Annotated in this window: 28 protein-coding genes; 4 read left to right on the top strand and 24 right to left on the bottom strand. The window is 66.9% G+C overall.

The annotated features are described in order from the left end of the window. Positions 1-172: 172 nt before the first annotated feature. The 9 genes from ubiB to rlmE form a co-directional block, all read right to left on the bottom strand. Positions 173-1,855 carry a 2-polyprenylphenol 6-hydroxylase gene (ubiB, locus tag VN11_RS07980; protein WP_053451281.1) on the bottom strand — a complete coding sequence of 561 codons (1,683 nt, stop codon included), beginning with the start codon at positions 1,853-1,855 and terminating at the stop codon, positions 173-175. A 34-nt stretch (positions 1,856-1,889) separates the two neighbouring features. Next, positions 1,890-2,384 (bottom strand): CinA family protein, encoded by a 495-nt coding sequence (locus VN11_RS07975; RefSeq protein ID WP_053451280.1) that lies wholly within the window; start codon positions 2,382-2,384, stop codon positions 1,890-1,892. A gap of 122 nt (positions 2,385-2,506) precedes the next feature. Then, positions 2,507-3,817, bottom strand: coding sequence for a ribosome rescue GTPase HflX (hflX, locus tag VN11_RS07970; RefSeq protein WP_053449351.1), 1,311 nt, complete (start codon positions 3,815-3,817; stop codon positions 2,507-2,509). 14 nt (positions 3,818-3,831) lie between these two features. Next, a complete protein-coding gene (gene hfq, locus VN11_RS07965; protein ID WP_004152891.1) occupies positions 3,832-4,107 on the bottom strand; it encodes an RNA chaperone Hfq in 276 nt (91 codons plus the stop codon). Positions 4,108-4,203: 96 nt separating this feature from the next. Then, positions 4,204-5,157 carry a tRNA (adenosine(37)-N6)-dimethylallyltransferase MiaA gene (miaA, locus tag VN11_RS07960; protein ID WP_053449350.1) on the bottom strand — a complete coding sequence of 318 codons (954 nt, stop codon included), beginning with the start codon at positions 5,155-5,157 and terminating at the stop codon, positions 4,204-4,206. Beyond that, a complete protein-coding gene (gene folP / locus VN11_RS07955) occupies positions 5,157-6,053 on the bottom strand; it encodes a dihydropteroate synthase (protein ID WP_053449349.1) in 897 nt (298 codons plus the stop codon). The genes miaA and folP overlap by 1 nt, the downstream gene beginning before the upstream one ends. A gap of 663 nt (positions 6,054-6,716) precedes the next feature. Then, positions 6,717-6,902, bottom strand: a complete 186-nt coding sequence (locus VN11_RS07950) for a hypothetical protein (RefSeq protein ID WP_008265807.1) — start codon at positions 6,900-6,902, stop codon at positions 6,717-6,719. A 102-nt stretch (positions 6,903-7,004) separates the two neighbouring features. Then, positions 7,005-8,939, bottom strand: a complete 1,935-nt coding sequence (gene ftsH / locus VN11_RS07945; protein WP_014036751.1) for an ATP-dependent zinc metalloprotease FtsH — start codon at positions 8,937-8,939, stop codon at positions 7,005-7,007. A 69-nt stretch (positions 8,940-9,008) separates the two neighbouring features. Further along, on the bottom strand, positions 9,009-9,641 hold the full coding sequence (gene rlmE, locus VN11_RS07940; RefSeq protein WP_006431652.1) for a 23S rRNA (uridine(2552)-2'-O)-methyltransferase RlmE: 633 nt from the start codon (positions 9,639-9,641) through the stop codon (positions 9,009-9,011). Positions 9,642-9,706: 65 nt separating this feature from the next. Between rlmE and yhbY the strand changes: the two genes are divergently transcribed. Together yhbY and VN11_RS07930 are read left to right on the top strand one after the other, a co-directional pair. Further along, entirely contained in the window at positions 9,707-10,012 is a 306-nt protein-coding gene (gene yhbY, locus VN11_RS07935) for a ribosome assembly RNA-binding protein YhbY (protein ID WP_006431650.1), read from the top strand. Between the two features lie 12 nt (positions 10,013-10,024). Continuing rightward, on the top strand, positions 10,025-10,399 hold the full coding sequence (locus VN11_RS07930) for an Mth938-like domain-containing protein (protein ID WP_053449348.1): 375 nt from the start codon (positions 10,025-10,027) through the stop codon (positions 10,397-10,399). Positions 10,400-10,426: 27 nt separating this feature from the next. Here the strand turns inward: VN11_RS07930 and VN11_RS07925 are convergent, their stop codons facing one another. From VN11_RS07925 to surE, 5 genes are all read right to left on the bottom strand, one after another. Next, positions 10,427-10,915, bottom strand: a complete 489-nt coding sequence (locus VN11_RS07925) for a hypothetical protein (protein ID WP_053449347.1) — start codon at positions 10,913-10,915, stop codon at positions 10,427-10,429. A 180-nt stretch (positions 10,916-11,095) separates the two neighbouring features. Continuing rightward, positions 11,096-11,881 (bottom strand): peptidoglycan DD-metalloendopeptidase family protein, encoded by a 786-nt coding sequence (locus VN11_RS07920; RefSeq protein WP_053449346.1) that lies wholly within the window; start codon positions 11,879-11,881, stop codon positions 11,096-11,098. Continuing rightward, positions 11,878-12,492 (bottom strand): YqaA family protein, encoded by a 615-nt coding sequence (locus VN11_RS07915; RefSeq protein WP_008268526.1) that lies wholly within the window; start codon positions 12,490-12,492, stop codon positions 11,878-11,880. The genes VN11_RS07920 and VN11_RS07915 overlap by 4 nt, the downstream gene beginning before the upstream one ends. Before the next feature lie 18 nt (positions 12,493-12,510). Further along, positions 12,511-13,188 carry a protein-L-isoaspartate(D-aspartate) O-methyltransferase gene (locus VN11_RS07910; protein ID WP_006431541.1) on the bottom strand — a complete coding sequence of 226 codons (678 nt, stop codon included), beginning with the start codon at positions 13,186-13,188 and terminating at the stop codon, positions 12,511-12,513. Next, positions 13,185-13,964: a 5'/3'-nucleotidase SurE gene (gene surE / locus VN11_RS07905; protein WP_008266466.1), complete on the bottom strand. Its 780-nt coding sequence runs from the start codon at positions 13,962-13,964 to the stop codon at positions 13,185-13,187. Before surE ends, VN11_RS07910 begins: the two co-directional genes overlap by 4 nt. Before the next feature lie 209 nt (positions 13,965-14,173). On the opposite strand from surE, the gene VN11_RS07900 reads away from it, so the two are divergent. After that, positions 14,174-14,713 (top strand): Smr/MutS family protein, encoded by a 540-nt coding sequence (locus VN11_RS07900; RefSeq protein ID WP_049458012.1) that lies wholly within the window; start codon positions 14,174-14,176, stop codon positions 14,711-14,713. A gap of 70 nt (positions 14,714-14,783) precedes the next feature. On the opposite strand, the gene truD is transcribed toward VN11_RS07900, so the two are convergent. The 10 genes from truD to VN11_RS07850 all read right to left on the bottom strand — a co-directional run bounded on the left by truD (position 14,784) and on the right by VN11_RS07850 (position 22,677). After that, on the bottom strand, positions 14,784-15,815 hold the full coding sequence (gene truD / locus VN11_RS07895) for a tRNA pseudouridine(13) synthase TruD (protein ID WP_053449345.1): 1,032 nt from the start codon (positions 15,813-15,815) through the stop codon (positions 14,784-14,786). Next, positions 15,812-16,309: a 2-C-methyl-D-erythritol 2,4-cyclodiphosphate synthase gene (gene ispF / locus VN11_RS07890; protein WP_014646702.1), complete on the bottom strand. Its 498-nt coding sequence runs from the start codon at positions 16,307-16,309 to the stop codon at positions 15,812-15,814. Before ispF ends, truD begins: the two co-directional genes overlap by 4 nt. Positions 16,310-16,343: 34 nt before the next feature. Continuing rightward, positions 16,344-17,042 carry a 2-C-methyl-D-erythritol 4-phosphate cytidylyltransferase gene (ispD, locus tag VN11_RS07885; protein ID WP_053449344.1) on the bottom strand — a complete coding sequence of 233 codons (699 nt, stop codon included), beginning with the start codon at positions 17,040-17,042 and terminating at the stop codon, positions 16,344-16,346. Further along, entirely contained in the window at positions 17,039-17,392 is a 354-nt protein-coding gene (gene ftsB / locus VN11_RS07880) for a cell division protein FtsB (RefSeq protein ID WP_006431483.1), read from the bottom strand. Before ftsB ends, ispD begins: the two co-directional genes overlap by 4 nt. Positions 17,393-17,396: 4 nt before the next feature. Then, on the bottom strand, positions 17,397-18,689 hold the full coding sequence (eno, locus tag VN11_RS07875) for a phosphopyruvate hydratase (protein ID WP_053449343.1): 1,293 nt from the start codon (positions 18,687-18,689) through the stop codon (positions 17,397-17,399). Positions 18,690-18,785: 96 nt separating this feature from the next. Next, the gene (locus VN11_RS07870) at positions 18,786-19,115 is read right to left on the bottom strand and encodes a hypothetical protein (RefSeq protein WP_053449342.1); all 330 of its coding nucleotides are present in this window, start codon (positions 19,113-19,115) and stop codon (positions 18,786-18,788) included. Beyond that, the gene (locus VN11_RS07865) at positions 19,115-19,462 is read right to left on the bottom strand and encodes a hypothetical protein (RefSeq protein ID WP_053449341.1); all 348 of its coding nucleotides are present in this window, start codon (positions 19,460-19,462) and stop codon (positions 19,115-19,117) included. Before VN11_RS07865 ends, VN11_RS07870 begins: the two co-directional genes overlap by 1 nt. Then, complete coding sequence (kdsA, locus tag VN11_RS07860) at positions 19,459-20,289, bottom strand: 3-deoxy-8-phosphooctulonate synthase (RefSeq protein ID WP_006431480.1); 831 nt, start codon at positions 20,287-20,289, stop codon at positions 19,459-19,461. The genes VN11_RS07865 and kdsA overlap by 4 nt, the downstream gene beginning before the upstream one ends. Positions 20,290-20,378: 89 nt before the next feature. Further along, positions 20,379-22,043 carry a CTP synthase gene (locus VN11_RS07855; RefSeq protein WP_053449340.1) on the bottom strand — a complete coding sequence of 555 codons (1,665 nt, stop codon included), beginning with the start codon at positions 22,041-22,043 and terminating at the stop codon, positions 20,379-20,381. Positions 22,044-22,443: 400 nt separating this feature from the next. Continuing rightward, positions 22,444-22,677, bottom strand: coding sequence for a hypothetical protein (locus VN11_RS07850; RefSeq protein WP_006431442.1), 234 nt, complete (start codon positions 22,675-22,677; stop codon positions 22,444-22,446). A 171-nt stretch (positions 22,678-22,848) separates the two neighbouring features. Here VN11_RS07850 and parE point away from each other — a divergent pair, with 171 nt between their 5' ends. After that, a complete protein-coding gene (gene parE, locus VN11_RS07845; protein WP_049458019.1) occupies positions 22,849-24,738 on the top strand; it encodes a DNA topoisomerase IV subunit B in 1,890 nt (629 codons plus the stop codon). Positions 24,739-24,864: the final 126 nt, after the last annotated feature.

The raw sequence follows: 24,864 nt of genomic DNA, 5'->3' as shown, positions 1-24,864 counted from the left end.
GGGTGCGACACGGGGTGACGCCTACCTGCGGGGCCGAGGCGTGGTCGGCAATCGTCGCCGGGCATGGCCCGGCTGGCAAAGGCACAAGCAAGTGCAGCCGACTAACAGTCGGCTCTACAGGAATCGCTGCGCGATTCCGCGGTTCCGGCGGGAACCGCTGCGGTAAACACACTCACGTGTGTTTACCGCTTCTCCATATCGAAAACAGGATCCAGACGCCGCAGAAACCGGCGCCGATGAAGCCGCACACGCCCAGCGCCAGCAGCCAGCGGCTGGAGACGCCGCCCACGCTGTGCATCACGATCGACGAGCCGATGATCAGGGCGGCGGTGACGATGCCCATCACCAGCCGGTTCGCCGCGCGGTTCACCTGTTCGCCGAAACCCTGCAATGCCGTGGTTTCTACCTTCAGCTGGAGGCGGCCACGGCGGGCGGCCTGCACCAGCTTGCGCAGGTCGCGCGGCAGTTCGCCGGCAAAATCCACCAGCCCCAGCAAGCTGCGCCGGCCGCGCTTGAGCAGCGCCTTTGGCGCATAGCGCTGCAACACCACCCGCTCCAGGAATGGGCGCGCGGCGCTGGCCATGTCGAAATCCGGATCCAGCTGGCGGCCCATGCCTTCCAGGGTCAGGAACGCCTTGATCATCAGCGCCAGGTCGGCCGGCAGGGTCAGGCTGTAGCTGCGCAGCAACTGGGTGATGTCGCCCAGCATCAGCCCGATGCGCAGGTCCTTCAATGGCACACCGCGGTACTGGTCGACGAACTGGCTGATGTCATGCTGCAGCCGGTTCTCATCCACCTCCACCCCACCGGCCCAGTCCAGCAGCACGTCGGCCACGCTCTGCGGGTCCTGCTCGACCAGCCCGTGCAGCAACTGTGCGACCTGGAAGCGACGCACTTCCGACAGCGCGCCGACCATGCCGAAATCGATCACGCCGATGCGCCCGTCGCGCAGGTAGATGATGTTGCCGGGGTGCGGGTCGGCGTGGAAGCTGCCGTCCTCCAGCACCATCTTCAACACGATGTCGGCGCCGCGCCGTGCCAGTTCGCGCCGGTCCAGGCCAGCCGCGTCGACACCCGCCAGGTCCCGTCCGGGAATCCCGTCAACGAAGTCCTGCACGTTCAGGCTCTCGCAGGTCCACTGCCAGTGCACGCTGGGAATCAGGATGTCGCCGCGGCCCTTGAAATTGCGCGCGATGCGCTCGGCGTTGCGGCATTCGGCGGCGAAATCCAGCTCGCGGCGCAGTGACACGGTGAACTGCTGCACCACCTCGGCCGGACGATAGCGGCGCAGGTCCGACAGGCGGGCTTCGACGATCTCGGCCAGGCGTGCCAGCAGCCGCAGGTCGGCCTCGACCACATCGCGGATGCCGGGGCGACGCACCTTCAACACCACCTCGCGACCGTCATGCAGGCGCGCACGATGGGCCTGCGCCAGCGAGGCGGCGGCCATCGGGGTTTCATCAAGGAAAGCGAATACCTCCGTGGGCGACGCGCCAAGGTCGGCCTCGAGCTGCTCGCGGATGTCCGCGTACGGCAACGCCGGCACTGCGTTCTGCAGTTCGGAGAGCTCGGCGATCCATTCCGGAGGCAGCAGGTCGACACGGGTCGCCAGCACCTGGCCGAGCTTGACGAAGGTCGGGCCGAGATCCTGCATCGCGCTGCGCACGCGCACCGGCGCGGTCATCCGCAGCAGTTCCTGCCGCTCCTCGTTCCAGTGCAGCAGGCGCCCTGCCCGTTCAAGCGTCGTGGCCAGGCCGATGCGCCGCACCACGTCGCCGAAGCCATAACGGATCAGGACGACGGCAATTTCCTGCAGTCGGCCCAGGTCACGGACTGTGCCCAGCGTTTCCCACATCATGCGTGCTCCGGACGATTACCGGAGCAGCATGTCACAGCTGGGCGTCGATACCGCGCAATGCCGCCGCCACGGTCTGCCGGCGGATGGCTTCGCGGTCACCCCCGAACTGGAACAGCTCGGCGCGGGCGTAACCGCCACGGCGCTTCCAGCCGATCCAGACGCTGCCGACCGGCTTGTCCGGGCTGCCGCCGCCGGGGCCGGCGATCCCGGTCACCGCCACCGCAATGCCGGCACCGGAATTGACCAGGGCACCGGAAACCATTTCCAGCACCGTCTCGCGGCTGACCGCACCGAACTGCTCCAGGGTCTGCGCGCGCACGCCCAGCAGGCGCTGCTTGGCTTCATAGCTGTAGACCACCATGCCGCAGTCGAAGAACGCCGACGACCCGGCGATATCGGTCATGCACTTGGCGATCCAGCCACCGCTGCAGCTTTCAGCGGTCACCAGCTGCAGCGAGGCCTGCTGCAGGCGCTGCCCTAGCGCGGCGGACTGGGCGTTGAGATCGGCGTCGGTGGGGATGGACATCGGCATGACGGTGGGGTGAAGAACCTGCACGTTGTACCGCAGATGACAGGTTGATGTCGCGGGCCGGCGGCACGGTTGCGCTGCCGGCCAGCGGCCGGCACTACCGGGCCTTGGTCGCTACCTCACCACTCCGGCAGCTTTTCCGGCAACAGCGCGCGGATCGGCGCGCCGTCGGCACTGGCAGCCAGCTTCTCGGCTTCGGCGATCGGCAGGTCCACCTGCAGCAGCCAGCCCTCTTCATCGGCCTGCTCGCTGCGGATCACTTCCAGCTGATGCAGGCGCGCGCGCAGGCGTCCGGCGTCCGGCGGCAGGCGCAGTTCACCGGTCACGTGCTGCAGGCCCAGGCGCTTGCCCAGCACTGCCTGCAGCAGGTCCAGGCCCCGCCCGTCACGCGCGGAAATCCATACCCGCTCGCGTCGCGATTCATCAGGAATACCGTCCTGGCCATCGTGACGGACGTCGGCACCGTCGATGCGGTCGATCTTGTTGAACACCAGCAGCTGCGGCAGATCACCAGCACCTACCGCGGTCAGCACCTCGTCGACCTGGGCGATGCGCTCCTCGCGATGCGGATCGGCGGCGTCGACCACATGCAACAGGAAATCCGCTTCGCGCGCCTCAGACAGGGTCGAGCGGAACGCGGCAACCAGGTCGTGCGGCAGATCGCGGACAAAGCCAACGGTATCGGCCAGCACCACGCTGCCACCCGGGACCGCAATGCGGCGCACGGTCGGGTCCAGCGTGGCAAACAGCTGGTCGGCGGCGTAGGCCTCGGCGCCGGTCATGGCGTTGAACAGGGTCGACTTGCCGGCGTTGGTGTAGCCCACCAGGGCCACGCGCGGCAGTTCGCTGCGCACGCGCGCACGGCGCATCTGGGTGCGCTGCACTTCCACCTTCTCCAGGCGCTTCTGCAGCTGCTCCACCCGCTTCTGCAACAGGCGGCGGTCGGTTTCCAGCTGGGTTTCACCCGGGCCACGCAGGCCGATCGAGCCGCCGCGCTGGCGCTCAAGGTGGGTCCAGCCGCGCACCAGCCGCGTGGCCAGGTGACGCAGCTGCGCCAGCTCGACCTGCAGCTTGCCTTCGTGGCTGTGCGCACGCTGCGCAAAGATGTCCAGGATCAGGCCGGTCCGGTCGATCACCCGGCGCTCGAGGAAGCGTTCCAGGTTGCGCTCCTGGCCCGGGCTCAACGCATGGTTGACCAGGATCAGGTCGGCGCCGCTGGCATCGGCCGCCGCCTTGATCTCGTCCAGCTTGCCGCTGCCGATCAGGGTCGACGGATTGGGACGGTCCAGACGCGCGGTGATCGTCGCGGCGATGCTGGCCCCAGCCGAGCGGGCCAGATCACCGAACTCTTCCAGCACATCATCTTCCAGCTTGCCGAAATGCGGCTGGATCAACAGGGCGTGTTCGCCCTTTTTCGAGCGGTCAAACATTCACCGCTCCGGTATTACTCGTCTGCTTCATCACCTGCCTGACCACCTTCACCCGATTGCACGTAACCACCGCCCGGACCGACCTTCACATTGCGTGCCGGGACGACCGTGGAAATGGCGTGCTTGTAGACCATCTGGCTGACCGTGTTGCGCAGCAGGACCACGAACTGGTCGAACGACTCGATCGTGCCCTGCAGCTTGATGCCGTTCACCAGGTACACCGAAACCGGCACGCGTTCGCGCCGCAGTGCATTCAAGAAAGGATCCTGCAGCGATTGCCCCTTGGACATTGCACACTCCTGATTATTGTTCTTATTGGGTTGCCGACGGTTGCCACGGCCCCCGAGCCGCCCGCCGTCCAATGATGTTACACGGCTGGCGGGGGTTCAGCGTGCGACGAAGGTCGACACCGCGCCGGCCAGGCGCTCGTTGTCGATATGGGGGTCGAACCAGCGCGCATCAAGTTCGCCACGCAGCCAGGTCAGCTGGCGCTTGGCCAGCTGGCGGGTGGCGAAGATCGCCTTGTCACGGAAACGGGCGGCATCCCCCTCCCCGTCCAGGTATTCCCAGGCCTGGCGGTAGCCGACTGCACGTACCGCAGGCAGGTCCAGGGGCGCCTGCACCCTGGCCATTTCCGGCATCGCGCGCAGTGCCCGCACCTCGTCGAGGAAGCCCTGTGCCAGCATGAGATCGAAGCGGGCCTCGATGCGCTGGTGCAGTACCGCGCGGTCGCGCGGGGCCAGGATCAGCTTGAGGGTGCGCACCGGCAACGGCGCCACGCCCGGCCGGCGCTGCCATTCCGAGATGGGGGTACCGGTCAGGCGATAGACCTCCAGCGCCCGCTGGATGCGTTGCGGGTCGGTGGCATGGATGCGGGCAGCCGCGGCCGGATCGACCTTGGCCAGCTCGGCATGCAGCGCCGCCCAGCCACGCTCGGCCGCTTCGGCACTGAGCATTTCGCGCATTGCCGGGTCGGCTTCGGGCATCGGCGACAAGCCCTGCAGCAGGGCGCGGAAGTACAGGCCGGTGCCACCAGCCAGGATCGGCGTTTTGCCGCGCCCCACGATATCGGCCACGACACGGCCGGCATCGGCGGCAAACTCGGCCGCCGAATAGGTCTGCCAGGGCTCGCGCAGGTCCAGCAGGTGATGCGGGGCCTGCGCGCGTTCGGCGGCATCGGGCTTGGCCGAACCGATGTCCAGGTGCCGGTACACCAGCGCCGAATCGACACTGACGATCTCGCCATCCAGCTGCTGTGCCAGGGCAATGGCCGTGGCCGTCTTGCCACTGGCCGTCGGCCCCATCACGGCGATCGCCAATGGCCGCCGGTCGATGCCCATCAGTCTTCGTCCGGCCAGCGGAGGGTCGGCGTGGCGTCGGCGCGCGGTGCCGGCACGGCATCGACCGCCTGCCAGATCTTCAGCGCATCGACAGTGGCGGCCACGTCATGCACGCGCACGATGCGCGCGCCGCGCTGCACCGCGATCAGGTGCGCAGCCACCGAAGCCGCCACCCGTTCCGACGGTGTGTCGCGACCGGTCAGTTCACCGAGACTGCGCTTGCGCGACAGCCCGGCCAGCATCGGCACACCCAGTTCCAGGAAGCGCTCCGAGCGCGCCAGCAGGGTCATGTTGTGCGCGGTGGTCTTGCCGAAACCGAAGCCGAGATCGACCAGCAGGTTCTTCTTGGGAATGCCGGCCATTTCCGCAGCGAACAGGCGCTGCACGAGGAACCCGTGCACCGCGGCAACGACGTCGTCGTAGTGCGGATCAGCCTGCATGTGGCCGGGTTCGCCCTGCATGTGCATCAACACCACCGGCACGCCGGCTTCAGCGGCGGCGTCCAGCGCACCCTCCTGGCGCAGGCCGAAGATGTCATTGATCATGCCGGCACCGGCGGCCACCGCCGCGCGCATCACCTCCGGCTTGAAGGTGTCGATGCTGATCGGCACCGCAGTGCGGGCGGCCAGCTGTTCAACCACAGGAATCACCCGGCGCAGCTCTTCCTCGATCGATACCGGGGCAGCACCCGGGCGGGTGGACTCACCGCCGACGTCGAGCAGATCGGCGCCCTCCTCGACCAGCTTCAGGCCATGTGCGACCGCGGCCTCGGTGGTGTCGTGCGCGCCGCCATCGGAGAACGAGTCCGGGGTGACGTTGACGATGCCCATGACCCGGGCACGGTCGAGGCGCAGGATGCGGCCGGCGCAATCGAGCTGGGGCGAGGTATCGAACATGGGCAATCCTGCAGGGACAACGGCGGTTAGTTTAGTTCGGCAGGGCGGCGCCCTGCACCCGCAGAGGCCAGAGCGACAGCAACAGCCGGAGCAACAGCAGGTCTACTGAGGAATGGCGGGGTGGGTCCGGTTGCGGGGGTCGCTGCAAGTACGTCCATGTAAGCTCGGTCGCCGCATCCATGCGGCTCACGCCCCCGCAACCGGACCCACCCCGCCTTCGACAGATTTCCGCGATCTGCCCGCGCTTCTGTAGAGCCGAGCCATGCTCGGCTCAAATCTCACAGATATCGAGATACTCGATTTAGATGGAAAGTCATCCACGCATCGCGTGGATCTACCGTGTCGACCAAGGTCGACACCCACCAACAGCGACCGGAATCGGTCAGAGGTGGGGCGGTGTCGGAGTGCGGGGTGTCCGCGGCATGGATGCCGCCATCGAGCCCCCAGGGGTGAGGGCGCTTTGCTTGCGAAGCACTGCTTCGCAAGCGCCCGAACGCACAGCCGCCAGCGGCTGGGCCGGTCTGGGGATTTTCGGCGTGTCCTGCCAACCCACACCGCCCCGCCATCCCACGGAATGCCGCTGTTGCTGTGCTGTTGCCGCTGAGGTTGCCGGCCAGCGGCCGGCACTACCACGGGTGCAGGGCGCAGCCCTGCCGGTACCCCTCAACGGCGGCGGCGCTTGCGGTCCACGTACAGGGTCTTGGCGATGCTCAGCACGATACCGACCGCGATACCCACCACGCAGCCCAGCAGCAGGTTGTCGGCACCCAGGCCTACCCCCACGCCCACCACGGTGGCGATGACCATCTCGACGGTGTGGGAAATCGGTTCGGGCTTCGGGGCGGACATGCGGGCTCCAGCGTCAGTTCGGTGCTTCGGAAGGGGCCAATGGCCCGGAAACGACGAAGCCGGGTTGCCCCGGCCTCGTCTGGTGTCACGTGCAGCGGGCCGTCAGTGCGATTCGGCCGGGCCTGCGATCGGCGGCAGCGGGCGGGCGTCACCGCCCTTGTCGTTGCCACCATCCTTGTTCGACTTGTTCCAGCCGGCCGGCGGCGGCGGATCGCGACCTTCCATGATGGCGTCGATCTGCGGCGCGTCGATGGTCTCGTACTGCAGCAGCAGCTGCGACATGGCGTGCAGCTTGTCCAGGTTGGCCGTCATCAGCTCGGTGGTGCGTGCGTAGGCCTCATCGAGGATGTTGCGCACTTCTTCGTCGATGCGGCGCGCGGTGTCGTTGGACACGCTCTTGTGCTGGGTGACCGAGCGGCCCAGGAACACCTCGTCGTCCTCTTCACCATAGGCGATCGGACCGAGCTGGTCGGACAGGCCCCACTTGGTGACCATGTTGCGGGCCATCTTGGTGGCGCGCTCGATATCGTTGGAGGCGCCCGTGGTGACCTTGTCGGCACCGAAGATCAGTTCCTCGGCAACGCGGCCACCGTACAGCGAGCACAGCTGCGACTTGATCGCCACGCGGTTCATCGAGTACTTGTCGCCTTCCGGCAGGTACATGGTCACGCCCAGCGCGCGACCGCGCGGAATGATGGTGACCTTGTAGACCGGGTCATGCTCGGGCACCAGGCGGCCGACGATGGCGTGGCCCGCTTCGTGGTAGGCGGTGAGGGTCTTCTCCTCCTCGCTCATGGCCATCGAGCGGCGCTCGGCACCCATCAGGATCTTGTCGCGGGCACGGTCGAAGTGGTCCATGCGGACTTCCTTCTCGTTGCCACGCGCGGCGAACAGCGCCGCCTCGTTGCAGAGGTTGGCCAGATCGGCACCGGAGAAGCCCGGGGTACCGCGCGCGATCACCATCGGCTCGACGTCGTCGGCCAGCGGCAGCTTGCGCATGTGAACCTTCAGGATGTGCTCGCGGCCCTTCACGTCCGGCAGGCCCACCACGACCTGGCGGTCGAAACGGCCCGGACGCAGCAACGCCGGGTCCAGCACGTCCGGGCGGTTGGTCGCGGCGATCACGATCACACCCTCGCCACCCTCGAAGCCGTCCATCTCGACCAGCAGCTGGTTCAGGGTCTGCTCGCGCTCGTCATGACCGCCGCCCAGGCCGGCACCACGGTGGCGACCGACGGCGTCGATTTCGTCGATGAAGATGATGCATGGGGCGTGCTTCTTGGCCTGCTCGAACATGTCGCGCACGCGGCTGGCGCCGACGCCGACGAACATTTCCACGAAGTCCGAACCGGAGATCGAGAAGAACGGCACCTTGGCTTCGCCGGCGATGGCCTTGGCCAGCAGCGTCTTGCCGGTACCCGGCGGGCCCACCATCAGCACGCCGCGCGGAATCTTGCCGCCCAGCTTGGTGAACTTGGACGGGTCGCGCAGGAAGTCGACCAGCTCGCCCACTTCTTCCTTGGCCTCGTCGCAGCCAGCGACGTCGGCGAAGGTGACCTTGATCTGGTCTTCGCCCTGCAGCTTGGCGCGCGACTTGCCGAAGGACATCGCGCCCTTGGCACCGCCGCCACCGCCCTGCATCTGGCGCATGATGAACAACCAGAAGCCGATGATCAGGATGACCGGCAGGAAGTTCATCAGGATCGCGCCCAGGGAGATGCCGCTGGACGGCTCTTCCTGCACGATCTCCACGTTCTTGGTGCGCAGCACGTTGATCAGGTCACGATCGAACGGTGCGGTGATGGTGGACGACTGCCCACCGCGGGTGGTGTAGGTCAGCTGGCTGGTGCCGCCGCGCATGTCGCCGCCGAAGGCGACCTTCTGCACGTTGCCGCTGTCCACCTGGTCCAGGAACTGCGAGTACGACGCACCCTGCGCCCCGGCCCCGGAGGTCTTGGGCGAGAAGCTCTGGAAGACCACCATCAGCACGACGGCGACGACCACCCATAGCAGGAGGTTCTTGGTCAAGTCGTTCATCCTCATTGGCTCCGGTGTTCCTCTTAGTGCTGGCGTTGCGTTGGGGTCGAACTTGCGTACGTTGCGAGCTTACTTCATGTGGGCGCGTTTTCCCTGACCCAAGGCATACACCTCGGGAGAGCGCTTGCGCGAGGCTTCCGGCTTGCGGATGGAGACCTTGTCGTACCTGCGGCGCATTTCGCGCACATAGTCGTCAAAGCCTTCACCCTGGAACAGCTTGATCAGGAAGGCCCCACCGGTCTTCAGGTGGTTGTCGGCAAAATCCAGGGCCAGCTCCGCCAGGTGCATCATCCGCGGCTGGTCGACCGCGCCCACACCACTCTTATTGGGGGCCATGTCCGACAGCACAAGGTCTACCGGCTGATCCCCGAGCATGGCTTCAAACTGAGATAGGACGGCTTCTTCCCTGAAGTCACCATGAAGGAACTCCACGCCGGCCAGCGGCGGCATATCCAGGATGTCCAGCGCCAGCACGCGGCCGGTGTCGCCGATCTGTCTCCGGACCTGCTGAGACCAGCCTCCCGGGGCCGCTCCCAGGTCGACCACGACCATGTGCGGCTTCAGCAACCGGTCACGTTCGAGCAGTTCTTCGAGCTTGTAGGCGGCGCGCGAGCGCATGCCTTCGGCCTGCGCCTTCTTCACGAAGGGGTCGGAGAAGTGTTCCTTGAGCCAGCGCTGGCTGCTTTTGCTGCGGGTTGCCATTGAAAATAGGGGCTGATGGGGTCCTCATGATACCCTGATCGCCCCATTCAACCGTCTTTTCCTGCATGTCCATCGCCCTGACCGCCTCCCAGACCCGTTTCCTGCGCGGCCAAGCCCACGACCTGAAGGCCCTGCTGCAGACCGGCGGCAAGGGCGTGACCCCGGCCTTCATCGCTGAGCTGAACGAAGTGCTGGAGCGCCATGAGCTGGTCAAGGTGAAGGTCGCTGCCGAGGACCGCGACGCCCGTGACGTGATGATCGGCGAGATTGTCGCAGCCACCGAAAGCGCGCTGGTGCAGCGCATCGGCCACGTTGCCGTGCTGTACCGCCCGAGCAAGGAACAGCGCCAGATCGTGCTGCCGCGCGGCTGATCGCCCACTGCCATGCAGCTGAACCACGAACCGCCTGATTACGCCTACAGCCTGCGCGCCGCCGACGGCCGCTCGGCGCGGGTCAACGACCAGGCGCTGGGCAGCAGCTTCTTCCTGACCCCGGACCAGCTGGTCGAGCACTGGCCGGTGAAGCAGGCCGCCGAACTGCAGCTGGCCGACCTGGAGCCAATCCTGGCACTGAACCCGGCGCTGATCGTGCTTGGCACCGGCGACCGCCAGGTGTTCCCGCCGGCCGTGGTGATGGCCGCCTGCCTGTCGCGCGGCATTGGCCTGGAAGTGATGAACAATCCGGCCGCCGCACGCACCTTCAACATCCTGGCCGCCGAAGGCCGCAAGGTCGCCGCCGCCTTCATCCTGGAAGGCTGAGTTCGAGTCGCCGGGTGCGCCCCGGCGCTAGCTGCCCGAAGCTGTGCAGCGGAAGGCCGAGAACGCCTTGAGCCGGCCAATCAGGTTGCCACCCTGCCCCCAGCGGATATCCATGACCTTCCAGTCGCGGTCCTGGCGCTGCAGCAGGACCCGGTCGGTCCAGCGATAGTCGCCTACGGCCATGTCAACGCGGATCCAGGTGGCGTCACCGCTCGATGCGGGCATTCCTACGGATATCGTTTCCGGCCGATCCGGTGCCAGCAGATACGGGCTCTGGTCGAGCATGTGCGGCTTTTCGTCGCGCGCGGCCAGCGCGCTGCAGGCCCGCTCGTAAGCGCGCTGAGCATCAATCGCTGAACGCAGGGCATCGCCCAGCAGCGGCGGAATGGCCGTTTCGTTCGACGCCGGTGCCTGGATGGCGTCGTAGAGACGGGTAACCACGTCACGCGGATCGCTGGCGGCGGTCGCCAATGGCGCGACGATGAGCAGCACGAGAGCGGAAGCAAAGCGGAACATGGGGCACCGGGGCGAATGGGACCACTCAAGAATGCCGGGTATTCCATCCGTCGTGAAGGCGAGCCTGCAACACACAAGATCGCAAGTGACCGCATCTCTACGCTACCCGAGTCGAGCATGGCTCGACGCTACAAGTCAGGAAGGCCGGGCATTGCCCGGCGCTACCCGATCCAACGGCGATCAGCGTGCCGGCAGGTACTGCTGCGGGTCGACCGGCTTGCCGTTGTAGCGAATCTCGAAGTGGACCATGTCGCGGTTCGCGCCGGTGCGGCCCATCTCGGCGATCTGCTCACCCGCCTTCACGCTCTGGCCTTCATTCACCAGGCGCTTGCGGTTGTGGCCATAGGCCGACAGCCATTGGTCGCTGTGCTTGATGATGATCAGCTCGCCGTAGCCGACCAGGCCGGCGCCGGAATACACCACCACGCCATTGGCCGTGGCCTTCACCGGTTGGCCGCTGGTGCCGGCGATGTCGACGCCCTGCTTGGTCGCGTCGCCGGCCACGTAACGGCCAACGATCGCGCCATCGGCCGGCCAGCGCCAGGCGATGTTGCTCTTCACCGGACCCGCCGGTGCGGTGGTCGGCGCGGTGCTGCCGGCACTGCTGCCACCGGAACGCGGGGCGGTGACCACCGTGGTCGGCGCGCGGCCGCCACTGGCACCAGCCGGATACAGCCGGATCACCTGGCCCGGATGGATCGTCGAGGGGTTGTCCAGGCTGTTCCAGGCGATCAGGTCGGCCGGAGTGATGTCGTGGATGCGGGCCAGCGCATAGATGGTGTCACCCTTGCGCACGACCACGGTCTGCCCCGGCTTGGGCACCGAGGTCTTTGGCGTGGTCACGCCCCCGCTGCTGCCGCCGCCACCGGGGCGGACCACAGTCGCGGTGCCACAGGCGGCCAGGGTGGAAACCAGCAACGCCAGCGCGCCTATGCGCACTCCCTTGCTCAGACGATCAGGACTCATGCGAACTTCGACCTCCATACAAGCCAGGCGATCAGCACCACCACCAACGCGGTGGCGATCCAGCCCAGCGGTTCAATCCAGCGGCGCAGCGCCGCTTCGGCACGCGCGCCACCGATCCGGATGACCGCGGCCAGCACGTACACGCGCTTGCCACGACCGATCAGCATGCTCAGCAGGTACTGCGGCATCGGTACGCCGACGATACCCGATGCCCACGTGAAGACCTTCATCGGGATCGGCATGAAGCCGCCCAGCACCAGGAAGGTGAACACCGCCCACGGCGATTCGGCCATCTTTGCCTGCACGGTGGTGATGCCCTGCTCGATCGCTGGCAGCATGCCCATCGCCTCGAACAGCGGCTTGATCGCCTCGAAGGCGAAATGGCCCAGTGCATAGCCGATCAGTGCGCCGACCATCGAGCCGGCCAGGCTGAGGGTGGCAAACCACCAGCCGCGTTTGGGCTGGGCCACGCACATCGGCGCCAGCATCACCTCCGGCATCACCGGGAAGATGATCGCCTCGAAGAAACTCAACACCGTCAGGTAGGTCGGCGCGCGTTCGTGCGCCGCCCACTTCATCGCCCGCTCGTACAGCGGCCCGAAAATCTTCATGCAACCCTGCTCCGTGGATTAGTCGAGCATGCCAGACAGCAGCGGCACGAAGGTGACCGGCGCCAGCACGCGTTGTTCGATGCTGCCGTCAGCCTTGCGGTCCAGCTGTACCAGCGACTGCGCTCCGGGGCCGCCGACCGGTGCCACCAACCGGCCGCCCTCGGCCAGCTGTTCGACCAGTGCGTCAACCAGTGCCGGCGCCGCAGCAGTGACCACGATGGCATCGAACGGGCCGTGCTCGGCCCAGCCGACGCGGCCGTCGTCATGCTTGGTGCGGATGTTCATGCCCAGCGCCCGGAAGCGCTTGCGCGCCTGCCGCAGCAGGTCTCCGATGCGCTCCACGGTGTAGACCTCCAGGCCCAGCGCGCCGAGGATGGCCGCCTGGTAGCCGGAACCCGTACCGACCTCCAGCACCCGCTTCGGTGCACCCTGCAGCACCGCCTCGGTCATCCGCGCCACGACCCACGGCTGCGAAATGGTCTGCCCGTGGCCGATGGGCAGCGCGGTGTCTTCGTAGGCGCGCGAGGCCAGCGCCTCGTCGATGAACAGATGGCGCGGCACCACCCGGATCGCATTCAAGGTGGGCTCGTCGACGATGCCGGCCTCGCGCAGGCGATCGACCAGGCGATCACGCACGCGCTGCGAGGTCATGCCGATGCCGACAGCTTCCGGCTGCAATCGCAGGCGTGGACTCATGCCGGCCGGTCCAGCGCGGCACTGAGGCCGCCGACCCAGCTGGCCACCTTCTCCAGCGCCTGGTAGCGGGTCAGGTCGACCTGGATCGGGGTGATCGAGATATGCCCGGTGCGCACCGCATGGAAGTCGGTGCCGGGGCCGGAGTCCTGCTCGCGACCAGCCGGGCCGATCCAGTACACCTCGTTGCCGCGCGGGTCCTTCTGCGCGATGCAGCCTTCGGCGCGATGGCGGTTGCCGAGCCGGGTGACTTCAAAGCCCTTGACCTCGTTCCACGGCAGGTCAGGCACATTGACGTTGAGGATGGTGTCGGCCGGCAGCGGATCGGCCTTGAGCCGGGCGACGATTTCCACCGCGGCACGCGCGGCGGTCTCGAAGTGCTTCGGATCGTGGTTGCGGCTGACCAGCGAGACCGCCACTGCCGGCAGGCCGAGGAAGCGACCTTCCATTGCCGCCGAGACGGTGCCGGAATAGATCACGTCATCGCCCAGGTTGGCGGCGTTGTTGATGCCGGACACGACAATGTCGGGCTCGAACTCCAGCAGGCCGGTCAGCGCCAGGTGCACGCAGTCGGTCGGCGTACCGGCCACCGAAACGGTGTAATGGTCGATGCGCTTGAGGCGGATCGGCAGGTCCAGGGTGAGCGAGTTGCTGGCGCCGGAGCGATCGCGGTCGGGTGCGACCACCGTGACTTCGTGGCCTGCCTCGCGCAGGACCGAGGCCAGCATCCGGATGCCTGCGGCGTCGACGCCGTCGTCGTTACTGACCAGGATTCGCATCTTCGATTTAACCGCTTGATTTTCCAAGAATTCGATTCCGTCACCGTGCAGTGTGGGCGGGACCGCCGTACTCCCCTGCGGAAGCCGTCGACCCTGCAAGGGCATCGTCTATTGTGCCGCATGCGAGCCGCGGGTCCTACCCTGCCGGCAGTCAGGGCCGACATCGAACCGTCATAGGCAGACCTGCGCCGGCGGTTTACCCTGTGCGCATGTCGCACCCTGAAGACGAAGATCCGGCCGCCCTGTTCCGTGCGGCCATCGGCGAAGTGACGCCGCTGCGCAAGGATGCCGAACCGGCCCCGGCCGCGCCGCGGCCCAAGCCGCGCGCGCGCATGGCCGAACGTGACGAGGCCGAAGCGGCTGGCGAATTCGCCCGGCTGCTGCGCGACAGCTCGCCACTGGAAGCCGGCGATGTGGCCAGCTATCGGCGCGACAACCTGCCGCCGCGCTTGTTCCAGCGGCTGAAGCGTGGCCAGTATTCGGTGCAGGACGAACTGGACCTGCATGGCGCCACCGCCGCGCAGGCCGAGTCGCTGCTGCGCCAGTTCCTGCTGGAGGCGCATGCTCACGAATATGGTTGCGTACGCATCATCCACGGCAAGGGCCTGCAGTCCGATGGCGGCGCGCCGGTGCTGAAGAACCTGGTCGATCGCCATCTGCGCCTGCGCAACGATGTGCTGGCGTTCCATTCGGCACCGACCGGGCAAGGCGGTACCGGCGCGGTGCTGGTGCTGCTGGCGCGCAGATGAAAAATGGGACGGAGGGGATTAAGTCGTTTGAGGCACAAACGACTTAATCCCCTCCGCCCCCTTTTTTCGGTCAGGCCTGCGAGGCGTCTTCGACCGGGCCGAGTTCGTGCAGCACTGCGGTGGCGTAGCAGCCTGGCGGCAGTGCGAACGACAGTTCCAGCACGTCATCGGCCAGCCACACGTGCTGCAGCAACGCCGGACGCAGGCGCAGCGCGCGGCGCTCCTGTTTCAGGCGTGCGTCTTCCAGGCCGGCCCGCAGCGCTTTCGATTCCTCGTCGTCCAGCGCTGCCAATTCGAGCTCACGTGCAGCGTCGGTGCTGCGCAGCTCGCCCTCGCCCCACAGCGGTGCGCTGGGATGGATGTCGAAGCGCGCCAGGCGTTCGGCCAGTACATCGGTATAGGGCTCGGGGCCGAACACGCTGCGGCTGCCGTCCAGCATCCACACTTCGCCGTCCAGCGGCTGGTCCCAGCTGCCCTGCTCCACGCGCGCGGCCAGCACGCGGTTGAACAGTGCGGAACGGGCAGCCGACAGCAGCAGCGAACGCTGGTCCTTGCGCATGCGACGGCCACCGAACATCGCCAGGGCCGCAGGCACGTTGCCGCCGTCGCGGCCGAAGCGCTGCTCACCGAACCAGTTCGGCAGGCCGCGCTCGGCAATCTGCTGCAGGCGTTCGCTGATCGCTGCACGATCCCCCTTCACGTCGCGCAGCACCAGCTTGAAGCGGTTGCCGGCCAGTGCGCCGCGCTGCAGCTTGCGGTTGTGCCAGGTGGCGTCGAGCACTTCAATCTCATCACTGGCCAGCGCGGCGAGATCCGGCGCGATGCGTTTGGGCAGGTGCACGCTGAAGCGCTGGGTGGTGACGGCGTGGCGATCCTTCATGCCGGCATAGCTGACCGCCATTTCCGGCAGGCCAGCCCACGCCGCCAGCAGCTTGGCCACGTGCACGGTATTGGCACCGCGCTTGCGGATGTGCAGCAGCAGGTGCTCGCCTTCACCCGTGGCCTCGAAGGCCGGCAGTTCGTCGACCTGGAAATCGTCCGGCGTGGTGCGGATGCGTGCGGTGAGCAGCGGCGCACCGAACGCCAGCGGTACCGGAATCATGCCGCCACCAGCAGCACCACCGCCTGAGCAGCGATGCCCTCACCGCGGCCGGTGAAGCCGAGCTTTTCCGAGGTGGTGGCCTTGACGCTGACCGCGTCCAGCGGCAGCTGCAGCAGCCCGCCGATGCGCTCGCGCATCGCCAGCGCATGCGGTCCAACCTTGGGTCGCTCACAGATCACGGTGATGTCGGTGTTGCCGACGCGCCAGCCGCGCTCGCGCAGCAGGCTGTCGCAGTGGCGCACGAACTCACTGCTGTCGGCGCCCTTCCAGCGATCATCACTCGGGGGGAAGTGCTGGCCGATGTCACCCAGCGCCAGCGCGCCGAGCATGGCATCGCACAGGGCATGCAGGATCACGTCGCCGTCGCTGTGCGCGAGCACGCCACAGCTGTGCGGTACGTTCACGCCGCCAAGCATGATGTGATCGCCTTCACCGAAGGCATGGACGTCGTAGCCCTGGCCGATGCGGACGGGCGGGAACGGTGCGGTGCTCATGGATGCAACCCTTGCAGCAGGGCCGCGCGGGCAATCAGCCGGCGCGGCGGGAAAGTACGAATTCGAACCGGTCCAGATCGGCCGGGGTGGTGACCTTGAAGTTGTCCTCGCTGCCTTCCACAAGCAGCGGGCGCTGGCCCTGGCGCTCCATGGCCATGGCCTCGTCGGTGACCTCGACACCGGCGGCCGCAGCCTCGGACAGCGCACGGCTGAGCTGGTGGCGACGGAACAGCTGCGGGGTCAACGCACGCCACAGCCGTTCGCGCGGCTCGGTGCCATCGATGCCACCATCGTCGCCCGCGCGCTTGAGCGTGTCGCGCACCGGCGCGGCCAGGATCGCGCCGACCGGATCGGCACGACCGACTTCAAGCAGGCGACCGAGATCGGCCAGCGACAGGTTCGGACGCGCCGCGTCGTGGACCAGCACGAACTCGTCGGCGCGCACCGACTCCGGCAGCGCCTGCAACCCGGCCAGCACCGAAGCGGCACGGGTCGCGCCGCCGATGCAGGTCAGCACCGGCTTGCCCGCCCACTCGGTCCAGCCCGGCCAGTCGGCGTCGTCCTGCCCGACCACCACCATTGCCCCGGCCACGGCCGGATGCGCCAGCAGCGCGTCCAGGGTGTGGGCGAGCAGGATCTGCCCGCCCGCCTGCAGGTACTGCTTGGGTAGTGGCGCGCCAAAGCGGGTGCCTCGGCCGGCGGCCGGAACCACCACCCAGATCGCCGCGCTCACGGCACGTCCGCCGGATGTTCGGCGGCCTGGGCATTGGCACCTGCCGCAGACTGCGCCGGTGCAACCGGCGCATCTTCGACCACGCGGTAGAACTTCTCGCCGGGCTTGATCATGCCCAGCTCGCTGCGCGCGCGCTCCTCGATGGCGGACTGGCCTTCCTTGAGGTCCTTCACTTCGGCAGCAAGCGCATCGTTGCGCTGCTGCAGGCCCTCATTGTCCCGCTCCTGGTTGGCGACCTGCGCTTCGAGCATCATCACTTCACCCGAATTGCCCGGACCGAACCAGAAGCGGTACTGCAGCCAGCCCAGCAGCAGGGCCAGCACCAGCAGCATCCAGCGCCAGTCGCGCATCGGCTCAGCGCTTCAGCGAAACGAACGCGTCACGACCGGCGTAACGCGCGCCGGCACCAAGGGCTTCCTCGATGCGCAGCAGCTGGTTGTACTTGGCCACGCGATCGCTGCGGCACAGCGAGCCGGTCTTGATCTGGGTTGCGGTGGTGGCAACCGAGATGTCGGCGATGGTGGTGTCTTCGGTTTCGCCCGAACGGTGCGAGACCACGGCGGCATAGCCGGCACGGTCGGCCATGGCGATCGCTTCCAGGGTTTCGCTGAGGGTGCCGATCTGGTTGACCTTGATCAGGATCGCGTTGGCGGTGCCTGAGTCGATGCCCTCCTGGAAGATCTTCGGGTTGGTCACGAACAGGTCGTCACCGACCAGCTGCACCTTCTTGCCGATGCGATCGGTCAGCAGCTTCCAGCCGGCCCAGTCGTTCTCGGCCAGGCCATCTTCGATGGTGATGATCGGGTACTGCGCGGCCCAGTCGGCGAGGAAGTCGACGAACTGCTCGGAGGTCAGGCGCTTGTTCTCGCCAACCAGGTTGTACTTGCCGTTCTCGAAGAACTCGCTGGAGGCCACGTCCAGGCCCAGCAGCACGTCTTCACCGGCGGTGTAGCCGGCCTTGCCGATCGCTTCGAGGATGGTGTCGAGCGCTTCGACGTTGCTGCGGAAGTCCGGTGCGAAGCCGCCTTCATCGCCGACCGCCGTGCTCAGGCCGTGGCCCTTCAGCACCGACTTCAGCGAATGGAAGATCTCGGTGCCGGCACGCAGCGCTTCGGAGAACGAGGTGAAGCCCACCGGCAGCACCATGAATTCCTGGAAGTCGACGTTGTTGTCGGCATGCGCGCCGCCGTTGATGATGTTCATCATCGGCACCGGCAGCGACGGGGTCACGCCGGTCTTGGCGGCGAGGTACTGCCACAGCGCCTGCTTGTTCGAAGCGGCGGCAGCGTGCGCGGCAGCCATCGAAACACCCAGCAGCGCGTTCGCACCCAGGCGACCCTTGTTCTCGGTGCCGTCGAGGTCGATCAGGCGACGGTCGAGGCCGGCCTGGTCGGTGGCTTCAAAATCCTTCAGCGCGTTGGCAATGGCGCCGTTGACGTTGTCGACGGCCTTGCGCACGCCCTTGCCCAGGTAACGGGTCTTGTCGCCGTCACGCAGCTCGACCGCTTCCTTGGTGCCGGTCGAGGCGCCGGAGGGAACCGCGGCACGACCGAACGAACCGTCCTCCAGGATGACTTCGGCTTCCAGCGTGGGGTTGCCACGGCTGTCGAGGATTTCACGGGCGTGGATGCTGCGGATCGTACTCATGGTCGGGCCGGTTACCTGTATGGAGAGGGGGCGACAAAACGAATGCCGCGTGATTATCCCCGGCTGCCCGCCACTTGCCAAATGGCCTGATCGGCATCAGCCCCAGCTGGACCCGATCACGATCAGGACCAGCGACAGCAGCATCGCCAACAGCGCACCGGCAATGGCTGCCCAGATGGGTCCACGCTGCCATCGCCAGGCCAGCACCATCGCCACCGCACTGCCGACGAACGACAGGCCGAGCATGACCAGAGCGGCCAGAATCCAGTACTGCATGGCCCGCATGCCGTGGTTGCCGTCACCCGGCGAGCCGAAGCTGGCCGCAAAGGCCATTACACCCAGCAGCAGGGACGCCCAGGCGAGCACGGACAGCCCCAGCGCGATCAGGCCCCAGGGCCAACCGCGCGCCGACGCGCTCGTATTCATCAAAGAAGACCGTAGAACAGGGCACCCAGCCACAGCGACAGCAGGATGACCGCCAGGCCCGCCGCCACCTTGCCGCGATTCAGCCGCCAGGCCAGTACGGCGGACACGGCGCAGCCCACGGCAGCCAGCAGCTCTGCCGCCAGCAATGCCATGAAATATGCGCGCAGATTGATTGCGCTGCCGCCATCACCGGGCGGCCGCACCGACGCGGCGCCGATCAGCACCAGGCCGAACATGCCCATCGTGAACAGCACGGCCAGGCCGAGTGCGATCAAGCCCCACGGCCATTGCTTCCAGTGCCGACGGTGACGCTGGGCGTCCAGCGCCACCCACGGGTCGCGACTCACGCGAAGCGCGAGAAGCCGTGCTTCTTGGTCACCGCATCGAGCTCCATCAGGGTCTCGAGCAGGGCTTCCATCTGATCCAGCGGCCACGCATTGGGGCCATCGGACAGGGCCTTGGACGGATCCGGATGGGTCTCGGCGAACAGGCCGGAGATACCCACCGCCACTGCGGCACGGGCCAGCACCGGCACGTGCTCGCGCTGGCCGCCCGAACTGGTGCCCTGGCCGCCCGGCAGCTGCACCGAATGGGTGGCATCGAACACCACCGGGCAACCGGTGTCGCGCATCACCGCCAGCGAACGCATGTCGCTGACCAGGTTGTTGTAGCCGAAGCTGGCGCCGCGCTCGCAGACCATGATCTGCTCGTTGCCGGTGGCCTTGGCCTTTTCCACGACCGGCTTCATGTCCCACGGCGCCAGGAACTGGCCCTTCTTGATGTTGACCGGCTTGCCGGCCGAGCACACCTTGCGGATGAAGTCGGTCTGGCGGACCAGGAACGCCGGGGTCTGCAGCACGTCCACCACCGAGGCCACTTCGTCCATCGGGGTGTATTCATGGACGTCGGTCAGCACCGGCACGCCGATCTGCTTCTTCACCTCGGCCAGCACCTTCAGGCCCTCTTCCATTCCCGGGCCGCGGAAGGCGGTGCCCGAAGTGCGGTTGGCCTTGTCGAAGCTGGACTTGAAGATGAAGTTGACGCCGAGGCGGTCGGTGATCTCCTTCAGCTTGCCGGCGGTATCGAGCTGCAGCTGCATCGACTCGATCACGCAGGGGCCCGCGATCAGGAACAGGGGCTGGTCCAGCCCGACCTCGAATCCACACAGTTTCATGGCGTTTCCTTGTTGTCCGCAGCACCGGTCATGCCGGTGCGCTGGGGGTTGAAGCATGCAGGATGGGGGCCGAAGCCCCCATTCACAAGTCAGGCGCGCACTTCGGAAAGCAGCTTTCCGCCCGCCTTGCGCTCGCGCGCGGCACGGATGAAACCGATGAACAGCGGGTGGCCGTCACGCGGCGTGGACAGGAATTCCGGGTGCGCCTGGCAGGCCAGGAACCACGGGTGCACATCGCGCGCTAGCTCGACCACTTCCACCAGGGTGTCGTCCATCGACTTGCCGGCGATCACCAGGCCCGCGTCTTCCAGCTGGGTGCGGTAGCGGTTGTTGAACTCGTAACGGTGGCGATGGCGCTCGGCGACCACATCCTTGCCGTACAGCTCACGGGCCAGCGTACCCGGCTTCAGGCGCTGTTCCTGCAGGCCCAGGCGCATGGTGCCGCCCAGGTCGCTCTTGTCGTCACGCTTCTCGACATCGCCGGTAGCGGTGCGCCATTCGGTGATCAGGCCGATCACCGGGTTCGGCGACTGGCGATCGTTCTCGGTGCTGTTGGCGCCTTCCAGGCCGACCACGTTGCGGGCGTAATCAACCACCGCCGCCTGCATGCCGTAGCAGATGCCGAAGTACGGCACCTGCTGCTCGCGCGCGAACTTCGAGGTCAGCACCTTGCCTTCAAAACCACGGTCGCCGAAGCCACCCGGCACCAGGATGCCGTCGACGTCGGCCAGCGCGGCCATGTCGGTGCCTTCCAGGTCCTGGGCTTCCAGCCACTTCAGGTTGACCTTGGTGCGCTGGCGCAGGCCACCGTGCTTGAGCGCCTCGCCCACCGACTTGTAGGCATCCTGGTGGTCGACGTACTTGCCGACCACAGCAATGGTGACTTCGTCCAGCGGGTGCAGGGTCGCGTCGACCGCATCCTCCCACATCGACAGGTCGACCGGACCGGCCTTGTCGGCCAATTTCAGCTGGTTGACGACGATCTCGTCCAGGCCCTGCGCGTGCAGGCCGGACGGAATGCGGTACAGCACGTCCACGTCAGGCACGCTGATGACGGCGCGTTCGGAGACGTTGGTGAACTGCGCGATCTTGCGGCGCTCCGAATCCGGCACAGCCTGCTCGGAACGGCACAGCAGCACGTCCGGCTGGATGCCGATCGAGCGCAGTTCCTTCACCGAGTGCTGGGTCGGCTTGGTCTTCAGCTCGCCGGCGGCGCCGATGTACGGCACCAGGGTGAGGTGCATGAACAGCGCCTTCTCCGGGCCGCGCTCGGTGCGCACCTGGCGGATCGCCTCCAGGAACGGCAGCGATTCGATGTCGCCCACGGTGCCGCCGATCTCGACCAGCGCCACGTCATAGCCTTCGGTGGCTTCGTCGATGCAGCGGCGGATCTCGTCGGTGATGTGCGGAATGACCTGCACGGTGGCGCCCAGGTAGTCGCCGCGACGCTCCTTGCGGATCACGTTCTCGTAGATGCGGCCGGTGGTGACCGAGTTCTTGCGGCTCAGGCGGGTGCGCACGAAGCGTTCGTAGTGGCCCAGGTCGAGGTCGGTCTCGGCGCCGTCGTCGGTGACGTACACCTCACCGTGCTGGAACGGGCTCATGGTGCCCGGGTCCACGTTGATGTACGGGTCGAGCTTCATCATCGTGACCTTCAGGCCACGGGCTTCGAGAATGGCGGCCAGTGACGCCGCGGCAATGCCTTTGCCGAGCGAGGACACCACGCCGCCGGTTACGAAAATCAAGGGAGTCATGGCTGCAAGCATCCTGTCTGGAAATGGAAAACGGCAGCACCACGCGCGCCCTGGGGGCGGGCATGGAGCCTGAAGGGGGTTTTCCGGTTCGCTGGGGCAGCGAGGGAGGTGCGGAACCGTGCGGCGGCAGGCGCCGGACGGGGACCACCGTGCGAGGTCGGGGCGGCCGTGCCGGCCCTATCGACCGTCACCTGCGACCCGCATTGCTGGCGACCACGCATGGTCGCGCCAGCCCATTCGCAAAGGGTGGACACGCACTTACTCCCGGAAAGCCGTAGTTTACAGATTGATGGCCGCCAACCCAAGAGGCAGTTGCGGCCATCACCCAAAAGAAACGCCCCGCAGAGCGGGGCGTCGGGGGGCGAATCCCTTGCGGCAAGGGCTTCGGAGGGTGGAAGGATTACTTCTTCTTCCTCGCCTCTTCTTCCTCTTCCTGCTGCGGGGCCGGCTGGCCCTGCGCCTTCATTTCGGCAGTGGCCTGCGCGCGACGCTTGGCCTTGGCATCCGCCTCGGCCTGCGCCTTGTCGGCCTGGTCACCCTGCTGCGGCGCCGGCTGGCCGGCGTTCTGCGCCACCACCAGCGGCACTGCAACGGCGGCAGCGGCCAGGATCGCAATGGTCAGCAACTTCTTCATGAGGTCCTCCTCGCGGTATGGCTTGGACGTTTCGACCCAACCGGGGTCGCCGGCGTTCAGATTCCAGCGGCTGCCATTTTACCCCCTCCCCGGCGCCGAGGCTGAACCGCAGGCGTGCAAAATCGCCGTCCAGACCGCACACTTGCGCGTCGCTCCGCGCTTTGAAGATAGATGAACGCCCGCTATAACGCCGCCGATATTGAAGTCCTGTCCGGCCTTGACCCGGTCAAGCGCCGTCCCGGCATGTATACCGACACCGCGCGCCCGAACCACCTGGCGCAGGAAGTGATCGACAACTCGGTGGACGAGGCCCTGGCCGGCCACGCCCGCTCGATCGAGATCACCCTGTACAAGGACGGCAGCGTGGAGGTCAGCGATGACGGCCGCGGCATGCCGGTGGACATCCACCCGGAAGAGAAGATCCCGGGCGTCGAACTGATCCTCACCCGCCTGCATGCGGGCGGCAAGTTCAGCAACAACAACTACACCTTCTCCGGCGGCCTGCACGGCGTCGGCGTCAGCGTGGTGAACGCGCTGTCGACCCTGGTGGAAGTGCACATCAAGCGCGAAGGCGCCGAACACCGCATCACCTTCCGCAATGGCGACCGCGCCACCCCGCTGGAAGTGGTCGGCAGCGTCGGCAAGAAGAACACCGGTACCCGCGTGCGCTTCTGGCCGGACCCGAAGTACTTCGATACGCCGAAGTTCGCGGTGCGCGCACTCAAGCACCTGCTGCGCGCCAAGGCGGTGCTGTGCCCCGGCCTGACCGTCAAGCTGACCGACGAAGCCACCGGTGAAGTCGATACCTGGTACTACGAAGACGGCCTGCGCGATTACCTGAAGCTGGAACTGGGCGAGCGCGAATCGCTGCCGGCCGACCTGTTCGTCGGCAACCTGAAGAAGGACACCGAGGTGGTGGACTGGGCCGTGGCCTGGCTGCCGGAAGGTGAACTGGTACAGGAAAGCTACGTCAACCTGATTCCCACCGCGCAGCACGGCACCCACGTCAACGGCCTGCGTACCGGCCTGACCGAGGCGCTGCGCGAGTTCTGCGACTTCCGCAACCTGCTGCCGCGCGGCGTCAAGCTGGCCCCGGAAGACGTGTGGGACCGCGTGTCGTTCGTGCTGTCGCTGAAGATGACCGACCCGCAGTTCAGCGGACAGACCAAGGAACGCCTGTCCTCGCGCCAGGCCGCCGGCTTCGTCGAGGGCGCGGCCCACGATGCCTTCAGCCTGCTGCTGAACCAGAACGTGGAGCTGGGCGAGAAGATCGCGCAGATCGCCATCGAACGCGCCAGCGCGCGCCTCAAGACCGAGAAGCTGGTCGTCCGCAAGAAGGTCACCCAGGGCCCGGCGCTGCCCGGCAAGCTGGCCGACTGCATCAGCCAGGACCTGTCGCGCACCGAGCTGTTCCTGGTGGAAGGTGACTCGGCAGGCGGTAGCGCGAAGCAGGCCCGCGACAAGGACTTCCAGGCGATCATGCCGTTGCGCGGCAAGATCCTGAATACCTGGGAAGTTTCCTCCAACAGCGTGCTGGCCTCGGAAGAAGTGCACAACCTGGCCATCGCCATCGGTTGCGACCCGGGCAAGGATGACATCAGCGGGCTGCGCTACGGCAAGGTCATCATCCTGGCCGACGCGGACTCCGACGGCCTGCACATCGCCACCCTGCTCACCGCGCTGTTCCTGAAGCACTTCCCGGCGCTGGTCGATGCCGGCCACGTGTTCGTGGCGATGCCACCGCTGTTCCGCATCGACGTGGGCAAGCAGGTGTTCTACGCCCTGGACGAGGAAGAAAAGCGCTCGATGCTGGACAAGATCGAACGCGAGAAGATCAAGGGCGCCATCAACGTGACCCGCTTCAAGGGCCTGGGCGAGATGAACCCGCCGCAGCTGCGTGAATCCACCATCCACCCGGATACGCGCCGCCTGGTGCAGCTGACCGTGGACGATCGCGAGCAGACGAGTTCGCTGATGGACATGCTGCTGGCCAAGAAGCGCGCCTCCGACCGCAAGGGCTGGCTGGAAACCAAGGGCGACCTGGCTTCGCTGGAAGTCTGACGCCATCCTCTGGTAGTGCCGGCCGCTGGCCGGCAGTCGAGGTTGCCGGCCAGCGGCCGGCACTACCAGTTGGAGGCAGGCACTACCGGTTGGCGGCCGGACTCATCCCGCCCCCATCGGCAAACC

Origin of the sequence: Stenotrophomonas maltophilia (genome assembly GCF_001274595.1) — a bacterium.
Lineage (GTDB): Bacteria > Pseudomonadota > Gammaproteobacteria > Xanthomonadales > Xanthomonadaceae > Stenotrophomonas > Stenotrophomonas forensis.
Note: the sequence above shows the minus strand (reverse complement) of the source record. Positions and strands in the feature narration are given on the sequence as shown.